Origin of the sequence: Vibrio sp. Vb2960, from assembly GCF_033337665.1 — a bacterium.
GTDB lineage: Bacteria > Pseudomonadota > Gammaproteobacteria > Enterobacterales > Vibrionaceae > Vibrio > Vibrio alginolyticus.
Map to the genome: position 1 here is coordinate 30,294 of NZ_JAWORD010000022.1, position 15,530 is coordinate 45,823.

Annotated in this window: 19 protein-coding genes; 9 read left to right on the plus strand and 10 right to left on the minus strand. The window is 44.0% G+C overall.

Features of this window, described 5'->3' with window-relative positions:
* From hisA to hisIE, 3 genes are read left to right on the plus strand one after another with little or no spacing between them, the layout of a single operon-like run.
* Positions 1-738, plus strand: a complete 738-nt coding sequence (hisA, locus tag R7O03_RS17940) for a 1-(5-phosphoribosyl)-5-[(5-phosphoribosylamino)methylideneamino]imidazole-4-carboxamide isomerase (RefSeq protein ID WP_005389828.1) — start codon at positions 1-3, stop codon at positions 736-738.
* Complete coding sequence (gene hisF / locus R7O03_RS17945; protein WP_004749837.1) at positions 720-1,493, plus strand: imidazole glycerol phosphate synthase subunit HisF; 774 nt, start codon at positions 720-722, stop codon at positions 1,491-1,493. The genes hisA and hisF overlap by 19 nt, the downstream gene beginning before the upstream one ends.
* A complete protein-coding gene (gene hisIE, locus R7O03_RS17950; protein WP_005389826.1) occupies positions 1,490-2,125 on the plus strand; it encodes a bifunctional phosphoribosyl-AMP cyclohydrolase/phosphoribosyl-ATP diphosphatase HisIE in 636 nt (211 codons plus the stop codon). Before hisF ends, hisIE begins: the two co-directional genes overlap by 4 nt.
* Positions 2,126-2,408: 283 nt before the next feature.
* Here hisIE and R7O03_RS17955 read toward each other — a convergent pair whose 3' ends face one another.
* The 4 genes from R7O03_RS17955 to R7O03_RS17970 all read right to left on the minus strand — a co-directional run bounded on the left by R7O03_RS17955 (position 2,409) and on the right by R7O03_RS17970 (position 5,610).
* The gene (locus R7O03_RS17955) at positions 2,409-2,924 is read right to left on the minus strand and encodes a YchJ family protein (RefSeq protein ID WP_005389823.1); all 516 of its coding nucleotides are present in this window, start codon (positions 2,922-2,924) and stop codon (positions 2,409-2,411) included.
* A gap of 80 nt (positions 2,925-3,004) precedes the next feature.
* Positions 3,005-4,219, minus strand: a complete 1,215-nt coding sequence (locus tag R7O03_RS17960) for an EAL and HDOD domain-containing protein (RefSeq protein WP_005378158.1) — start codon at positions 4,217-4,219, stop codon at positions 3,005-3,007.
* A gap of 98 nt (positions 4,220-4,317) precedes the next feature.
* The gene (lpxH, locus tag R7O03_RS17965) at positions 4,318-5,055 is read right to left on the minus strand and encodes a UDP-2,3-diacylglucosamine diphosphatase (RefSeq protein WP_005389817.1); all 738 of its coding nucleotides are present in this window, start codon (positions 5,053-5,055) and stop codon (positions 4,318-4,320) included.
* A gap of 60 nt (positions 5,056-5,115) precedes the next feature.
* Positions 5,116-5,610 (minus strand): peptidylprolyl isomerase, encoded by a 495-nt coding sequence (locus tag R7O03_RS17970; protein WP_005378156.1) that lies wholly within the window; start codon positions 5,608-5,610, stop codon positions 5,116-5,118.
* 202 nt (positions 5,611-5,812) lie between these two features.
* On the opposite strand from R7O03_RS17970, the gene cysS reads away from it, so the two are divergent.
* Positions 5,813-7,195, plus strand: coding sequence for a cysteine--tRNA ligase (gene cysS, locus R7O03_RS17975; protein ID WP_005378155.1), 1,383 nt, complete (start codon positions 5,813-5,815; stop codon positions 7,193-7,195).
* An 87-nt stretch (positions 7,196-7,282) separates the two neighbouring features.
* Positions 7,283-7,861, plus strand: coding sequence for a thymidine kinase (locus R7O03_RS17980; protein ID WP_005378154.1), 579 nt, complete (start codon positions 7,283-7,285; stop codon positions 7,859-7,861).
* Between the two features lie 60 nt (positions 7,862-7,921).
* Here the strand turns inward: R7O03_RS17980 and R7O03_RS17985 are convergent, their stop codons facing one another.
* From R7O03_RS17985 to R7O03_RS17995, 3 genes are read right to left on the minus strand one after another with little or no spacing between them, the layout of a single operon-like run.
* Positions 7,922-8,560, minus strand: a complete 639-nt coding sequence (locus tag R7O03_RS17985) for a YdcF family protein (protein WP_005389814.1) — start codon at positions 8,558-8,560, stop codon at positions 7,922-7,924.
* The gene (locus tag R7O03_RS17990) at positions 8,557-9,384 is read right to left on the minus strand and encodes an NAD-dependent epimerase/dehydratase family protein (protein ID WP_005389813.1); all 828 of its coding nucleotides are present in this window, start codon (positions 9,382-9,384) and stop codon (positions 8,557-8,559) included. Before R7O03_RS17990 ends, R7O03_RS17985 begins: the two co-directional genes overlap by 4 nt.
* An 18-nt stretch (positions 9,385-9,402) precedes the next feature.
* On the minus strand, positions 9,403-10,281 hold the full coding sequence (locus R7O03_RS17995) for a LysR family transcriptional regulator (protein WP_318077374.1): 879 nt from the start codon (positions 10,279-10,281) through the stop codon (positions 9,403-9,405).
* Between the two features lie 89 nt (positions 10,282-10,370).
* Between R7O03_RS17995 and R7O03_RS18000 the strand changes: the two genes are divergently transcribed.
* Positions 10,371-10,817, plus strand: coding sequence for a PACE efflux transporter (locus R7O03_RS18000; protein WP_318131919.1), 447 nt, complete (start codon positions 10,371-10,373; stop codon positions 10,815-10,817).
* 43 nt (positions 10,818-10,860) lie between these two features.
* Here R7O03_RS18000 and R7O03_RS18005 read toward each other — a convergent pair whose 3' ends face one another.
* Positions 10,861-11,094 (minus strand): TIGR02647 family protein, encoded by a 234-nt coding sequence (locus R7O03_RS18005; protein WP_005387662.1) that lies wholly within the window; start codon positions 11,092-11,094, stop codon positions 10,861-10,863.
* A 299-nt stretch (positions 11,095-11,393) separates the two neighbouring features.
* Here R7O03_RS18005 and focA point away from each other — a divergent pair, with 299 nt between their 5' ends.
* Positions 11,394-12,254 carry a formate transporter FocA gene (gene focA / locus R7O03_RS18010; RefSeq protein ID WP_005378146.1) on the plus strand — a complete coding sequence of 287 codons (861 nt, stop codon included), beginning with the start codon at positions 11,394-11,396 and terminating at the stop codon, positions 12,252-12,254.
* A gap of 85 nt (positions 12,255-12,339) precedes the next feature.
* Here the strand turns inward: focA and R7O03_RS18015 are convergent, their stop codons facing one another.
* Positions 12,340-12,477 (minus strand): hypothetical protein, encoded by a 138-nt coding sequence (locus R7O03_RS18015; protein ID WP_005378145.1) that lies wholly within the window; start codon positions 12,475-12,477, stop codon positions 12,340-12,342.
* A 354-nt stretch (positions 12,478-12,831) separates the two neighbouring features.
* The gene (locus R7O03_RS18020) at positions 12,832-13,644 is read right to left on the minus strand and encodes an ABC transporter permease (protein ID WP_005387660.1); all 813 of its coding nucleotides are present in this window, start codon (positions 13,642-13,644) and stop codon (positions 12,832-12,834) included.
* 461 nt (positions 13,645-14,105) lie between these two features.
* Between R7O03_RS18020 and torE the strand changes: the two genes are divergently transcribed.
* Together torE and torC are read left to right on the plus strand one after the other, a co-directional pair.
* Positions 14,106-14,285, plus strand: coding sequence for a trimethylamine N-oxide reductase system protein TorE (torE, locus tag R7O03_RS18025; protein WP_005378141.1), 180 nt, complete (start codon positions 14,106-14,108; stop codon positions 14,283-14,285).
* A 50-nt stretch (positions 14,286-14,335) separates the two neighbouring features.
* Entirely contained in the window at positions 14,336-15,520 is a 1,185-nt protein-coding gene (gene torC / locus R7O03_RS18030; RefSeq protein WP_005378139.1) for a pentaheme c-type cytochrome TorC, read from the plus strand.
* Positions 15,521-15,530 lie beyond the last annotated feature (10 nt).

Sequence of the window (15,530 nt, forward strand, 5' to 3'; positions counted from 1 at the left end):
GTGATTATTCCAGCTCTTGATTTAATTGAAGGACAGGTGGTTCGCCTTTATCAAGGTGATTACGGCCAAATAACCGAGTACAAAGTCGATCCAGCAGAGCAGTTCAACTTGTACCACCAAGCGGGTGCTAACTGGTTGCACTTGGTGGATTTAACTGGCGCGAAAGACACGACAGCACGTCAACTTGATTTAATTGCAAAGCTACTAGCAAGCACGCCAGCGAACATCCAAATCGGTGGCGGAGTGCGTACAGAGCAAGACGTGATCGATCTGCTAGAAGCTGGTGCTCAGCGTGTTGTTGTTGGTTCTACAGCAGTAAAACAGCCAGAGCTTGTGAAAGGTTGGATGGAAAAATACGGCGCAGAGAAAATCGTTCTCGCGCTAGACATCAACATCGGCCAAGACGGCACGCGTAAAGTAGCGATCTCTGGTTGGCAAGAAGACTCAGGCGTGACCATCGAAGCTCTGATCAACGATTATTTAACGGTAGGTTTACAGCACGTGCTTTGTACGGACATTTCTCGTGACGGTACGCTAGAGGGCTCAAATGTAGAGCTTTACGTTGACCTATGCAAACAGTACCCACAAGTGCAGTTTCAATCTTCAGGTGGCATTGGCTCATTAGCAGATATCGAAGCGCTAAAAGGCAGCGGTGTGGCTGGTGTGATTGTTGGTCGTGCGCTGTTAGATGGTAAATTCACAGCAGAGGAGGCGTTTGCATGCTGGCAAAGCGAATAATTCCATGTCTTGATGTTCGTGATGGACAAGTGGTGAAGGGCGTTCAGTTCCGTAACCACGAAATCATTGGCGACATCGTTCCTCTGGCACAGCGTTATGCGGAAGAGGGCGCAGACGAGCTTGTGTTCTACGATATTACCGCTTCAAGTGATGGCCGTGTCGTCGATAAAAGTTGGGTCGCTCGCGTTGCTGAAGTGATTGATATTCCTTTCTGTGTGGCTGGCGGTATTAAATCAGCGGAAGATGCAGCGCGCATTCTTGAGTTTGGTGCAGACAAAGTGTCTATCAACTCACCTGCATTGGCGAACCCGCAACTGATTACTGACCTTGCTGATAAGTTTGGTGTGCAATGTATCGTCGTTGGTATCGATTCATACTACGACAAAGAGACCGGCAAGTATCAGGTTTACCAGTTTACTGGTGATGAAGAACGCACCAAAGCAACCCAATGGGAAACGCGTGATTGGGTGCAAGAAGTACAAAAACGCGGCGCTGGTGAAATCGTTCTGAACATGATGAACCAAGACGGCGTGCGTAACGGCTACGATATTGAACAACTTAATATGGTGCGTGAAGTGTGTAACGTGCCATTGATTGCATCGGGTGGTGCAGGTGCCATGGAGCACTTCGCAGAAGCCTACCAAAAAGCAAATGTGGATGGCGCGCTTGCCGCATCGGTATTCCACAAGCAAGTCATCAATATTGGTGAACTAAAGCAGTATTTGAAACAACAAGGCATTGAGGTACGACTATGAGTGTGAAAGCCGCCGAAGTAAGTTCGCTAGCTGAGCGAATCAACTGGGAAAAGGTGGATGGTCTGGTACCTGCCATCGTACAAGATTTCCAATCAAGCCAAGTGTTGATGATGGGTTACATGAACCAAGATGCGTTGGCAAAAACGGGCGAAACTGGTCAAGTGACGTTTTTCTCTCGAACCAAGCAACGTCTTTGGACGAAAGGTGAGACTTCTGGCAACGTATTGCAATTGGTGAACATGCAGCTCGATTGCGACAACGATACGCTACTGGTGAAAGTGAATCCCATTGGCCCTACGTGTCACCTGGGTAACACAACTTGCTGGGATGTGGACCCTCAAGAGGAGTCACAAATGGTGTGGCTTCATCAACTTGAGCAGCTATTGGCTGCCCGCAAGAGTGCCGACCCAGATTCCTCTTATACTGCCAGTCTTTATGCCCGTGGCACCAAGCGTATTTCGCAAAAAGTGGGCGAAGAAGGCGTTGAAGTCGCGCTTGCGGCGACGTCGGGCGATAAGGCGGAGCTAGTGTGTGAATCAGCGGACTTGATTTACCACTTGTTGGTATTGCTTCAAGACCAAGGCTTATCGATGAATGACGTAGTGAATAAACTGAAAGAGCGTCATAAATAAACCTGCTATAGATAAATGAAAGCCCCTATGCTCTCGAGCCTAGGGGCTTTTTTACTTTAGTGTTCTTGATTCGGGGGAAAACCCGGCAGCAGTGCTAGTGGCGATTAGATTCAGAATCACGCTCGTCTCTCGCTGTTCAGAATGACGGGATATTTTCTAATGGTGCTTGCAGTAGAGTTATTTACGTCAAACAGGTACATATATTCACGTCACTCCAACAAGCCTAGGCGAGATCAGGAATCTCATTAAAGAGAGCTCAATAAGCCAGGAGTGGATGGGATGCCTACCCACAACACTTTTTAAACTTTTTACCGCTTCTACAGATACACGGGTCGTTGCGACCTACTTTTAGGCTACTTACTGGCTGGTTTAAGCGTGGATCTTGTTCTGGTTCTTCTTGTGGCTCTTCTTCAGGAAATGTGCCGTCAATGTAGTACCAAAGCCCATTTTCTTTTACAAAGCGAGAACGCTCTGTCATACAGTAGCGCTTGCCGTCTTCATCAAAATAAGCGCTAAACTCTACAAAGCCTTCATTGTCATTACTGCCAGCTTCTGTTTTTACAACTTCAAGTTTGCACCAATCGCTGTCGATAGATTGGGCAATGCCTTCACGTTGCTCTTCTGCATTACAGCTTGGGTGGTACGTGTTCACCACGTAATCGACTAGACCTAACACATGCGCACTGTAACGAGAGCGCATTAACTGCTCTGGAGTGGTGACGTCAGCATGGTTGTTGTGGGCCATTTCACAACACTGTTGGTAGGTGCGGTTAGATCCGCAAGGGCAAGAAGAAGCCATAAAATGAAATCTCGATTAATTAAGCGGTAAAAACAAACAACCTCACAATTGCGAGGCTGGGGGTGAGGCATTATAGCGATTTAGGGCGTTTGAGACAGCAGTTCTTGAGCCCATTCCGTCGATTGATTAAAAGCGTCCGCTAATTGAGGTTCGGTTAATTTAAGAACGGTGCAATATCGCTCGGCTAACTCCCAGTCCGCTTGTTCATAGGCGATCGTCATCGAAAGTAAGTGACCAAGTACGCCTTTTCGACTGGTTAATGCGAGTTTTATATCTTCGTCAACGGGGATATCTTCAATGACATCCGAGAGCGGTTGATCGAGCAAAGATCCGAGTAAAGAAAACATGCCTGTCAAAAAAGCCTGCCCAGGGTCATACCTAGTGTTCATTTGACTAAGTAGCAGTTCACACATTCGTGCACGCTGAATCGCTAAAGAGTAAAGAGAGTCAGGTTTATCTTCTTGAACGGACGCAATTGCAACTAAGGAAATAAAGCGTCGTAGTCGCTCTTCACCCAGATAAATAAGCGCTTGTCTGAACGACTTAATCTTGGTCGTTAATGTATAGCCTGAATTAACGTAAGTAAGCAGCTTGTATGACAGCGTCACATCAATCGAAAACAGACGTTCAACCTCATTGAAGTCGATGGGCTTATCAGCAATCTCTTTACAAAGTTGGATGACGGTAAGAAACGCGGGGTTCAACCGTTTTTTCTGGATCATCTCAGGTTTGCTAAAAAAATACCCTTGAAAATAGTTAAAACCGGCTTCTAGAGCTTGCTCAAACTCTTCATAGGTCTCTACCTTTTCCGCAAGAAAGTCGATTTTAAATGGGCTCAACGCCTGAATAAAAATGGCAGCTTTCTTAATCGGCACAAGTCTAATATCAAACTTGATCATGGAAACGTATGGAAGAAAACGCTTCCAAGCTTTCGTCGGAACAAAATCATCCAGAGCAATTTTGTATCCGCACTCATGAAGGTGCTTGATGGCTTCTAACAGTTCTTCTGTCGGTTCGCAGTCTTCAAGGACTTCAATGACGAGAGATTCTTTAGGGAACAAAGTTGGGACCAAGTTCACCAAGCTTTGATGCGGAAAGTTAACAAAGCCAAGTTTGTTTCCTAATGTGTTGTAATGCGTCGACAAAAAATGATCGGATAGCAGTCGACTAGTAGCCAGCTCTGGTTCTACTTCAGGGAAGGTATTTTTAGGGCCGTCTCGAAAGAGGAGTTCGTAACCTATGGTTCGTTTTTCTCTATCCAGAATCGGTTGGCGAGCTACGTAAGAATACTTCAATTAGGTACTTCGTTCTGTTTAACTTAGTATTATGATAATAGCGATTTTTTACAAAATATCTACGACTTGAGCGTGAATCTTCTACACGCTCTACATGCTTAACGCAAATTCTGTATGAACGGTCTCGTTTGTAGGTCAAAACTATCAGAATTTACTTTTAAAACTGAGCCTTGCGTATACCAATCCCCTAAAACAATTCGGGTCTTTTTAACGCCATCGACGTCAAAAAAATGTGTGTTCGGGCGATGCGTGTGACCATGAATCATTAAGTTGACGCAGTTCTGAGACATCACTTTCTCGACCTCATTTTGGTTGACGTCCATGATATCTAATGACTTGCTCATTTTATCATCACGAATATCGGATTGAACTTTTGAGACAATTTTCTTCTTAATGAACCAAGGAATACGGTTAAACAACCATTGTAGCCATGGCTTGTGAACGGTTTTTCTAAACTCTTGGTATTTCACATCGTCAATGCAGAGCGTATCGCCATGTAGGATTACGGCTTTTTGACCATAAAGATCAATCGTGCAGACATCGTCGAGTAATGTCATACCGGTTTCTTTGCAAAAGCGTTTGCCGAGTAAAAAATCTCGATTGCCTTGGATGAAAAAAGTTGGCACACCCGCATCCGTCAGTGCTTTAAATTCTGCACGGATTTGGTCTGCAAAAGGGGTGTTGTCATCGTCACCAATCCAGAATTCAAACAGATCGCCGAGTACATAAAGTGCATCAGCTTTTGTTGCTTCTGTTCGCATGAACGTCACAAAACATTCCGTGATATCAGGACGTGATGGGGTAAGGTGAAGATCGGAAATAAATAATGTCGTCATAGAAATAAGGGGAAGCTACGCCTCCCCATTAACTTATCTTTTAAAAATAATTCCTAAGAATTACTCTTCAATTGTTGTACCAGTGATTACTACGTCTTCTAGAGGTACGTCTTGGTGCATGCCGTAAGAACCAGTGCTAACGCCTTTGATCTTATTTACGATGTCCATGCCTTCGATTACTTCACCGAACACACAGTAACCCCAACCATCTAGGCTTTCGCTACGGAAGTCTAGGAATGTGTTGTTGTTTACGTTGATGAAGAACTGAGAGCTTGCTGAATGCGGCTCCATAGTACGTGCCATAGCAAGTGTACCCACTTTGTTGCTTAGGCCGTTGTTTGCTTCGTTCTTGATAGGTGCACGAGTCGCTTTTTCACGTAGACCAGACTCCATACCACCACCTTGGATCATGAAGCCGTCAATAACACGGTGGAAAAGCGTGTTGTCGTAGAAACCGTCGCGGCAGTACTGAAGGAAGTTTGCGCTTGTCTCTGGCGCTTTCTCTTCGTTTAGTTGAATCTTGATGTCACCAAAATTAGTGTGAAGGGTGATCATGCTACTTTCCTTTACTGTGTTGTGTTGAGCCCGAGATTCTAGCCTAAGTTCTAGTGCTTTAAAAACTCAGGAAGAGGAAATTCTTCGTTTTGTGCTTGAAGTTTAGCCGATTATCGTTTTATCGGTTAATTGCTATTACCTAACTAGGTTGGAGTTGATATACTCATCTTCTTTTATTCATTCACAATCATAGATAGAGATCATGTTAAAGATATATAACACACTCACAAGACAGAAAGAGGAATTCAAACCAATTACAGCTGGCAAAGTCGGTATGTATGTCTGTGGAGTTACCATCTACGATCTCTGTCACATTGGTCACGGTCGTACTTTCGTCTCTTTTGACGTTGTATCACGTTACCTTCGCTACTTGGGCTACGATCTGACGTTTGTACGTAACATCACAGATATCGACGATAAGATCATCAAACGTGCCGCAGAAAATGGTGAGTCTTGCGATTCATTGACTGAGCGTTTAATTGGTGAAATGCACGCTGATTTTGATGCGCTGAACATGAAACGCCCGGACGTTGAACCTCGTGCGACACAGTTTATTGCTGAAATCATCGAATTGGTTGAGAAGCTAATCGAGCGCGGTTTTGCATACGTTGCAGATAACGGTGACGTAATGTTTGAAGTGGGTAAGTTCAACGAATACGGCAAGCTTTCTAAGCAAGACCTTGATCAGCTTCAAGCTGGCGCGCGCGTTGATATCGAAACAGCAAAACGCAGCCCTCTAGACTTTGTACTTTGGAAGATGTCTAAGCCGGGTGAACCAACGTGGGAGTCACCATGGGGGCCTGGTCGTCCAGGTTGGCACATTGAGTGTTCAGCAATGAACTCTTCAATCCTAGGTAACCACTTCGACATTCACGGCGGCGGTTCTGACCTTCAGTTCCCACACCATGAAAATGAAATCGCGCAATCATGCTGTGCACACGATACACAATACGTGAACACATGGATGCATAGCGGCATGGTAATGGTAGACCGTGAGAAGATGTCTAAATCTCTAGGTAACTTCTTTACTATCCGTGACGTTCTTGGTCACTACGATGCTGAAACAGTGCGTTACTTCCTAATGTCTGGTCACTACCGTAGCCAGTTAAACTACAGCGAAGATAACCTAAACCAAGCACGTGCTTCGCTTGAGCGCCTGTACACATCTCTACGTGGTTTAGACCTAAACGCTGCGCCTGCTGGTGGTGAAGAGTACGTATCTCGCTTTACAGCAGCGATGAACGATGACTTCAATACACCAGAAGCGTACTCAGTTCTGTTCGACATGGCGCGCGAAGTTAACCGTCTGAAGACAGAAAACCTAGAGAAAGCGAGCGAGCTAGGTGCGCTAATGCGTGAACTAGCAGATGTGATCGGTATTCTTCACCAAGATCCAGAAGCCTTCCTAAAAGGTGATGCAGGTAACGATGATGAAGTGGCTGAAATCGAAGCTCTGATCAAGCTGCGTAACGACTCTCGTGCTGCGAAAGATTGGGCGAATGCAGATATGGCTCGTGACAAGCTGACCGAAATGGGCATTGTTCTGGAAGATGGTCCAGAAGGCACAACGTGGCGTCGTAAGTAATTGAATTTTCATTTTTAAAGGGCTGATAATTCAGCCCTTTTATTTTCCATTTCCATAAATTAAAACTTTAACTTTAGGTAATGCTCTGTGGCTCAGATGTATTTCTATTACTCAGCAATGAATGCGGGTAAATCAACAACGCTTCTTCAATCCTCTTTCAACTATCAAGAACGCGGCATGACGCCAGTTATTTTTACGGCTGCGCTAGATGATCGTTTTGGTGTCGGTAAAGTGAGCTCTCGTATTGGTCTTCAATCTGACGCACATTTATTTCGTCAGGATACCAATTTGTATCAGGAGATCGCAGCTCTGAATGAGGTTGAAAAACGTCACTGTATTCTTGTTGATGAGTGTCAGTTCTTGTCGAAAGAACAAGTTTATCAACTTACTGAAGTCGTTGATAAGTTGCATATTCCAGTATTGTGTTACGGCCTTCGCACCGATTTTCTAGGCGAACTTTTTGAAGGCAGTAAGTATCTATTATCTTGGGCAGACAAGCTGGTTGAGCTCAAAACAATCTGCCATTGCGGCCGCAAAGCGAATATGGTTATTCGTACCGATGAACACGGCGTGGCAATTAAAGAAGGCGATCAAGTTGCGATCGGCGGTAACGATAAGTATGTCTCCGTATGCCGCCAACATTACAAAGAAGCGCTCGGTAAATAAGCCGTATTGATACAGAAAAGCCACCGAACTTGGTGGCTTTTTGTTGTCGGTTAGAAAAAGTTAGACTAAGTCAAAACCAAACCGCTCGAGTAAAACCTGGTAAGAAGATTCGACTTGCTGAGGGATGTTCTGCTCGGTTTGAAATCCTTTCTCTGGATAGCTTTTTACGCGAGAGAAATCTTCCATTAGTGCTTCTAGCACCATCATTAATGGCATGTCTTCATTAATGTATTCAAAAAATGGAAGAGCCGCAGAGCTTACTTGGAGCTGAGTGTAGGGTGACTGCCACTGTTTTTCAAATGTCGCGATTGCTCTACGCTCCATAAACGGTTTTTGTACCAGAATAAACGAGGAACATTGTTTTCCTTCCTCTTTTAATCGTTGCTCAGTAAAGCGGACGTTTTCTCCGCTGTTTGTGGATTTAGTCTCGAGCAAAATTGCTTCGCTTGGAACGCCCGACAACTTTGCAATCTCGGCAAAGGTTTCTGCCTCGCTTTTTTCAAACAGTCCATCTGTGAAGCGACCTTCACCCCCTGAAAATACAATCAAAGGTGCCAACTTTTGGTGGTAGAGCTTGGCAGCGTGCTCCGCTACACGCACATCATTACTGCACATCACAAACAAACAGTCCGCAGGCTTCAGTTCATGTTTAAGTTGCATGTAATCCCAAAGCGTTTCTATATGTCTATAGAGTCTCATAGCGCATCCAAAGTTGAATTGAAGTGAAATCGATAACCAAGTGAGAGTAGTTTGTCAGCAAGAATACGCTTGTCAGCTTGCTCTGTGACGGGTGGAAGAGGTATCTCACTTCCGATTTTGTTTATGGCAGCTTGGTAGAACTCAGCCTTGCTGACAGTATGAGGTGTCGTAACGTTAATGACTTGGTTGCTTAAATTGCCTAAGGCAAATTTCGCAGCCGAGACAGCATCATCTTGATGAAGCATATTAGCTGGTGCTTTACGACTAACTTGTTGAAGCCTTGCTGCAAAGCGAGATGGGTGTCTATCTGGCCCGATTAATCCGCTACAACGCAGAATAACAAAGCTAATATTCGAGTCGATAACATGCTGCTCTGCTTGAAGCATAATACGTGCATTGTCAGAGAAATAAGGGCTTTTGGCTGCTAAAGAGAGTGACGCGTCAGCTTCTTCCATATCGGAAGCAAGGTTAGGGTAAACCGTGGTAGAGCTGATCATGAGAAGTTTTTCAACGTTGTTTTGCTTAGCTGCGTTGGCAAGTATTTGCCATTGCTGGGCATATTCTTGACCGCGTCCTTTACGAAATCCTGGAGGAAAAGCGCCGATAACGTGCGTAATTTGATGCTGTTTGAGCAGTTCATCTAGCCGTGCTGTGGCGTTCAATTGATTGAAATCGAACAATGCGGAGTGAGTTAATGAGGTGGGTAACTCTTTTAATCGAGTTTGGCTACGACGAGTGACGACAACATAGTGTCCATCTTTCATCAATGTTTCTGCTAGCGGAGTTCCGAGCCAGCCTGCACCTACGATCAATGTATTTGCCATTTGGGTCTTCCTACTTACTTATGTCTGCCCGAATAGGTTGAGCAGTTCTGCTTTGGCTTGTTGATGGAGGGGATCTGAATGCCATTTCTGGTGCTGAATAAGGTCAACATTGACTTGCCAAGCCAGTTTTGTGAAATCATCCCCAACTTTTTTTAATGTATTAGGTGAATACGCGACTAAATGCTGTGGTAGAAAGCACCAACCAAACCCTTTATTCGCCAATTCCAACAAAATATAGTAGTTATCAGCGTACCAGATATCTGGGCTAAATGCTTGATTGAGACCACATGGCTCTGCACTTTTGGATCGTATGACCAATTGACGATGTTGTTTTAATTGATCAATGTGAGTGATTTGCTGCTTTGCTAAAGGATGTGTTGAAGAGACATAGACATCAAATGCAATATTGCCAAGATTGGTGAAATCGATGTGCCTTGGTATTTGTAAATCACTCAAAATAATCCCAGTCGTGGCGCGTTCCGACTTAACCAATTCAATGATATCAGGGCTTGATGCCGTTAAGCATTCAACTTGTAAGTGTGGAAAGCGTTGCTCTAACTTCTTTAGCACATCCGGCAAGCGAGTCAGAGGAATCCCTTCATCAATAGCTAAGACTAATTTGTTCGTTGGCGTGGAAAAGAGCTGCGATGCCCTATTGTTTAGGCGGTCGAGTTGGCTGATTGTTGCTTGTGCATAAGGTACGAGCGCGAGGCCATTCTCAGTTAATTTAGGGTACCTGCCTGATCGATCGAAAAGCTCAACACCACAGTCGATCTCCATATTCATGATGTGCTGGCTCACTACAGATTGAGCTCGCCCCAGTTTTCTAGCTGCTCCTGAAAATGATCCTGCTTCTGATGTAGCAATGAAAGCTTGCAGTTGTTCGATGGTAAACATATCGCTTAAACCGATGGTATCTAACTTTTGGTTATCTAAATAGTAGATAAAATTCTAAGCATTGAGTAGAACTATTTGGACAGAGAAATATGACTCGTAACGAACGAATTTTTCATGCAGTACTTTTTGAGTTAATCGCACTCGCGATTATTGTACCAGCGGCTTCATTGATCACTGGAAAGGGCTCTAGTGATCTCGCGTTAGTTGGGGTCGGGTTGAGTATGTATACCGTGATATGGAACTACATCTACAACTTGTACTTTGATAAGTGGTTTGGTGGCAATCGAGCTGAGCGAAGTTTAGCGATGCGGCTTGGACACACTGTTGGTTTCGAGGGAGGATTAATCTTTATCTCTCTACTTGTGATTGCCTGGTTCTTAGAAATTACGCTTCTTCAAGCTCTGATGCTGGAAGCCGGCTTCCTCGTTTTCTTCCTATTTTATGCCACTGGTTTTAACTGGTTGTATGACAAGGTTCAACCATTTAGCAAAATGAAAAAGCGATTATTGCCACAGGCATCGACAGGAAAAATATAGGACTAAAAAACGCCACCGAGTTCGGTGGCGTTTTTTGTTCAAATTACACAGACAGAACTCTTAAAATCTTATCTGCATGTTCTGCAACTTCAATGCCTTCGTCTGTTAGATAACCACCGTCAGGCTGTGTACAAAGTTGCTTCTTATATAGACGAGCAACGGCTGCCTGCATTTCTTCTGACGCGTCTGTATGAACTTTAATACCAGTTGCAGCACTACTTAGGTCGAACTGAAGAAGTAGATTCAATTCGGCGATATGTTCAGCTGAATATTTCATAAATGATTCCTTTGCGCTTTTTTTACCAAGCTAGTCTGAAAAGTAGCGTTGGGCAACATTCAACGACAAGAAGTGTTAAGTATGGCGCTATCAGGCTGATATAACGCAGGATCTTTGTTCGAAAGGCCGAATACTTGTTAAGTATCAATGATGCTTACGGTAGCGAATGATAGGCGCTATTTATTGCTTGATCTCCCAATAACAACGATTTTAGTAAACACGCCAAATAGCACTTGAAAAAATAGGGAAATAGAGCGATTATCCGCGCCTCTTTAAATGTTTCTAAATGTTACACCAGAATGAACTTTAATCAGTTTGACTCACTATTACCGCCACAAGCTGCGGAACGCGCGGCTGAAGTGGGGGTAGGCAAAGCAACGAAAGCTCCAATCAAATCTTTTCTGCTCGCCATTTCTGCGGGGCTTCATATTGGTATTGCTTTCATCTTCTATACCACAGTAACGACAGGCGCAGGCGAGCTGCCTTGGGGCATTACACGACTCATTGGTGGTCTGGCATTTAGCCTTGGTTTGATTTTGGTGGTGGTTACTGGCGGCGAGCTTTTCACTAGCTCTGTGCTAACACTAGTTGCGCGTGCGAGTGGAAAAATCTCTTGGCAAGCACTTATCAAAAACTGGTTGGTGGTTTACTTTGGCAATATGGTTGGGGCCATTTTGCTCGTGGCCTGTATGCTAGTTACCAAGCAATATATGTTTGATCATGGCCAAGTTGGTCTTAACGCGATGGCGATCTCCCAACACAAATTACATCATGGTTTCTTTGCCGCTGTTGCGCTTGGCATCATGTGTAACGTATTAGTTTGTATTGCAGTTTGGATGACGTTTAGTGGGCGAACATTGACAGATAAAATAGCGGTCATGATTTTGCCTGTGGCTATGTTCGTGTCGGCAGGTTTTGAGCACTGTATTGCGAACATGTTCCAAGTACCTATGGCGATTGGTATTAAGTACTTTGCGCCAGAAGCGTTTTGGCAAATGACAGGGGCAGATATTGCAAACTACGCGGACTTAAACATGATGGGGTTCATCGTAAACAACCTAATTCCTGTTACGATAGGAAACATTATTGGTGGTGGCGTATTTGTTGGCATGTGGTATTGGATGATTTATCTACGCGATGAAGATAACCATTTGCGATAAGTTTAGAAGATCACAAGAAAGGCGAACTAGATGGTTCGCCTTTCTTTTTATTTGTCTCTGCAAATGTCAAACAAGTCGAGTCATGCTAAATCAACTCTTCGTTGATGCCAAAATCGGTTGGGAGCCAATGAGAAGTTACTTCCTTTGGTTCTTGAACGAGCCAATCCAGAGGTGCATCGGACAGGAGTTCATCGTAATTTTCTTTGATCATTAAGACATCCATGTACGTCTCTCCAAGTTTGTGATCACTGCCTTTACTTTAAAATTAGAACATGTCAGTCACGTGATCAATGCATGACGATTCGATTGATCACTTATGTTGCTATGTTTCTGGTTGCGTATGGGTTTTGGGGGCTTATCCACATTTTCTGTGGATAACCTGTATCAAAGGTCGTGCGTATCTAAACTTGCAAAGAAAATTTCATAAAATTAGAGGCTTATATCAAAAAGAATTCTGCCTGACTTTTCATCTGAAAGCGTCTTGATGAGTGCTCGAAGAATAGTTGAGTTATTCAGTTATAAGTACGTTCGACTTGGCAATATAAGTTGTTTAACGGTCTTTACCTACAAGCGCCAGCTAACCATGAGTTTTGGTCGATTCGGGTTGCTCGATTTTTATCTTGATTCGGCCTTCTTTGGTTTGTACCCAGCGCAATGTCATTTCTAACGTTATGGGTACGGAGGCACTCAACATAACGAAAATCGCCAGCATAATTACTAACTGGTATTTAATCGCAACCATCGGGCTCGCGCCACCTAGAATTTGACCGGTCATCATACCCGGTAAGGTAACCAGCCCTGTAGTGGCCATAGAAGCTAAAGTCGGGGCGAGGGACTTTCTAAGAGCCTCCTGAATGAAGGGGAAGGATGCGTAGCGAGGAGATGCTCCAAGTGAGATTGCAGCCTCATATTCTGCTTGTCTCTGCTCAAAAGCCGTAAACAAATTCTGAAGAGCTATGATATTACTACTCAAGCTGTTACCCAATAACATACCGGCAAGTGGGATCATGTACTGCGCATTGTAAATAGGGGATGGTTGCACTAAGCCTGCTGTAATTGCTATCAGAAGTGGTATTAGACCACAGGTAAGGCCCGTTAGTAGCGGAAGCATAAGTGGCTTTTTAGGTAAGTGAGCTTTTCCCGCAATTGAGCTGGCACCAATCAGTAGCATGATGGCAAGCCAAAGTATATTGACAAGTAAGCTGTTTAATTGAAAAAGATATTCTAAATACACGCCAATCAATATGAGCTGAAGTGTCATTCGGATAACACTGATTATGGTGTCTTTTGCTATCCCTAATTTGTAGCGGGCATTGATAAAGAAGGGGACCAATAAAATCAAACCAAACAGTGCCAGTTTGACCCAGCTTATATCCACCACGTTATCCATAATCGCTCCTTGAAATACGCGAATAATTGTATCTAAGCCTCTCCTTTATATGAACCACTACGTGCACTTTTTGCTGTTCTTAAAGTAAATCTTGAGTGCTATTTTAGACATTAATACGCAGCATTTTGTTTACAAGTGGTTATCTTTTCCGGAGTTTTTAAGTCGATTTATGGCATGGTAATTACGATTTAAATGTGATCGATGTTTCTTAAATGTTGGTTATTTAACAACTCCTTAAAAGACTTATTTTGTCACATCTGTTCATGTTTTTTAATAAATAACATCAATCCATCATATCTCTGGATGAGCTCAAAAAAGTGTTGAATTACAAGGTCTGAGGTCGCTTATTTGATTGAACCCTACTATTAGTATGGTCTAACATTTTCCATTAGAGATTGTAAAAAACTTAAGCTTGGTTACGCGGGCTTTTCAATAACACTAGATACAAAATAGGCAAATGTATGAGTGATGTTAATAAAATTGAGAGTGGTGAAAAACGCTCCCTGGAGTGGAAGTCGTTCCTCTTCATTGCAGTTGTTCTCTTCCCAATTCTGAGTGTGGCCTTTGTTGGCGGTTACGGGTTCATCGTTTGGATGTTGCAAGTCTTCTTCTTTGGGCCCCCAGGCGCGCACGGCATGTAAGCCAGTGAGCTCATAACCACACTTTTGAAAAGATTTTAAGAGAGCAAATAATGAAATCATTAATCATTAAACTGTGGCGTACCATGACGCGCCCAGCTGTACATATCAGCCTAGGTGTGCTGACTATGGGCGGCTTTATTGCTGGTGTTATCTTTTGGGGTGGCTTTAACACCGCTCTAGAAGCAACCAACACAGAAGAATTCTGTATTAGTTGTCACACAATGCGTGACAACGTGTACGTTGAGCTACAAGAAACGGTGCACTGGAAAAACCACTCTGGTGTTCGTGCTACCTGCCCTGATTGTCACGTTCCACATAACTGGACAGATAAGATCGCTCGTAAGATGCAAGCTTCTAAAGAAGTATTTGCACAAGTATTTGGCAACTACGACGAACCGGGTGTGTTCGAAGAGCGTCGTATCGAACTTGCTAAACACGAATGGGATCGTTTCTCGGCAAACAAATCTCTGGAGTGTAAAAACTGTCACAACTACGAATCGATGGATTTCGAGCAAATGTCTCCAACCGCTCGTATCCAAATGAAGCAAGCCGCTGAGAAAGATCAAAGCTGTGTTGACTGTCACAAGGGTATTGCGCACAACCTACCAGCAGGCATGGACAGCATTGGCGGTATCGTGGGTGATCTAGAGGGTATGACTTCTAACACGGATTACGGCGTTGGTCAGCAACTCGTGAGCGTTCGTCACCTACCAATTTACTTTGATGCGCAAGGCAGTAAAGAAGCTGGTCTTCTTAATCCTGCATCGACCGTTAAAGTTCTTGAAGACAAAGGCGAGTTTGTTGAGATCGAAATTGACGGTTGGCGCAAAGCAAAAGGTTTTGGTCGTGTAATTCAAGAAGACTTCGGTAAGAACATTGCGACTGCGTCTCTGATGAAAGAAGCTGCAACAGACAGCAACATTGTGACGACTGGTGAGAAAAAAGTGGATGAGTTAACAGGCCTTCCTTGGGAAAAAGTAGCGGCGAAAGTATGGATTAAGAAAGAGTCTATGCTGAACGACATCAATCCTGTTTGGGAAAAATCTCGTGAAGCCTACAAGACCAATTGTTCTGTATGTCACACTCAACCTGCGGAAGCGCACTTCGACGCGAACACCTGGCCAGGTATGTTCGACGGTATGTTGGCGTTCGTTAACCTAGATACAGACAGTGAAGCACTGATCTTGAAGTATCTACAGAAACACTCTTCAGATTATGCTGAAGGTCACCACTAATAAGCGTCGG

Bases quoted from the DNA above. Each gene is read 5' to 3' on its own strand.
- hisF (WP_004749837.1), top strand. From the start codon at position 720: ATGCTGGCAAAGCGAATAATTCCATGTCTTGATGTTCGTGATGGACAA.
- hisIE (WP_005389826.1), top strand. From the start codon at position 1,490: ATGAGTGTGAAAGCCGCCGAAGTAAGTTCGCTAGCTGAGCGAATCAAC.
- R7O03_RS17955 (WP_005389823.1), bottom strand. From the start codon at position 2,924: ATGGCTTCTTCTTGCCCTTGCGGATCTAACCGCACCTACCAACAGTGT.
- lpxH (WP_005389817.1), bottom strand. From the start codon at position 5,055: ATGACGACATTATTTATTTCCGATCTTCACCTTACCCCATCACGTCCT.
- R7O03_RS17970 (WP_005378156.1), bottom strand. From the start codon at position 5,610: ATGATCACCCTTCACACTAATTTTGGTGACATCAAGATTCAACTAAAC.
- cysS (WP_005378155.1), top strand. From the start codon at position 5,813: ATGTTAAAGATATATAACACACTCACAAGACAGAAAGAGGAATTCAAA.
- R7O03_RS17985 (WP_005389814.1), bottom strand. From the start codon at position 8,560: ATGAGACTCTATAGACATATAGAAACGCTTTGGGATTACATGCAACTT.
- R7O03_RS17990 (WP_005389813.1), bottom strand. From the start codon at position 9,384: ATGGCAAATACATTGATCGTAGGTGCAGGCTGGCTCGGAACTCCGCTA.
- R7O03_RS17995 (WP_318077374.1), bottom strand. From the start codon at position 10,281: ATGTTTACCATCGAACAACTGCAAGCTTTCATTGCTACATCAGAAGCA.
- R7O03_RS18000 (WP_318131919.1), top strand. From the start codon at position 10,371: ATGACTCGTAACGAACGAATTTTTCATGCAGTACTTTTTGAGTTAATC.
- R7O03_RS18005 (WP_005387662.1), bottom strand. From the start codon at position 11,094: ATGAAATATTCAGCTGAACATATCGCCGAATTGAATCTACTTCTTCAG.
- focA (WP_005378146.1), top strand. From the start codon at position 11,394: ATGAACTTTAATCAGTTTGACTCACTATTACCGCCACAAGCTGCGGAA.
- R7O03_RS18015 (WP_005378145.1), bottom strand. From the start codon at position 12,477: ATGGATGTCTTAATGATCAAAGAAAATTACGATGAACTCCTGTCCGAT.
- R7O03_RS18020 (WP_005387660.1), bottom strand. From the start codon at position 13,644: ATGGATAACGTGGTGGATATAAGCTGGGTCAAACTGGCACTGTTTGGT.
- torE (WP_005378141.1), top strand. From the start codon at position 14,106: ATGAGTGATGTTAATAAAATTGAGAGTGGTGAAAAACGCTCCCTGGAG.
- torC (WP_005378139.1), top strand. From the start codon at position 14,336: ATGAAATCATTAATCATTAAACTGTGGCGTACCATGACGCGCCCAGCT.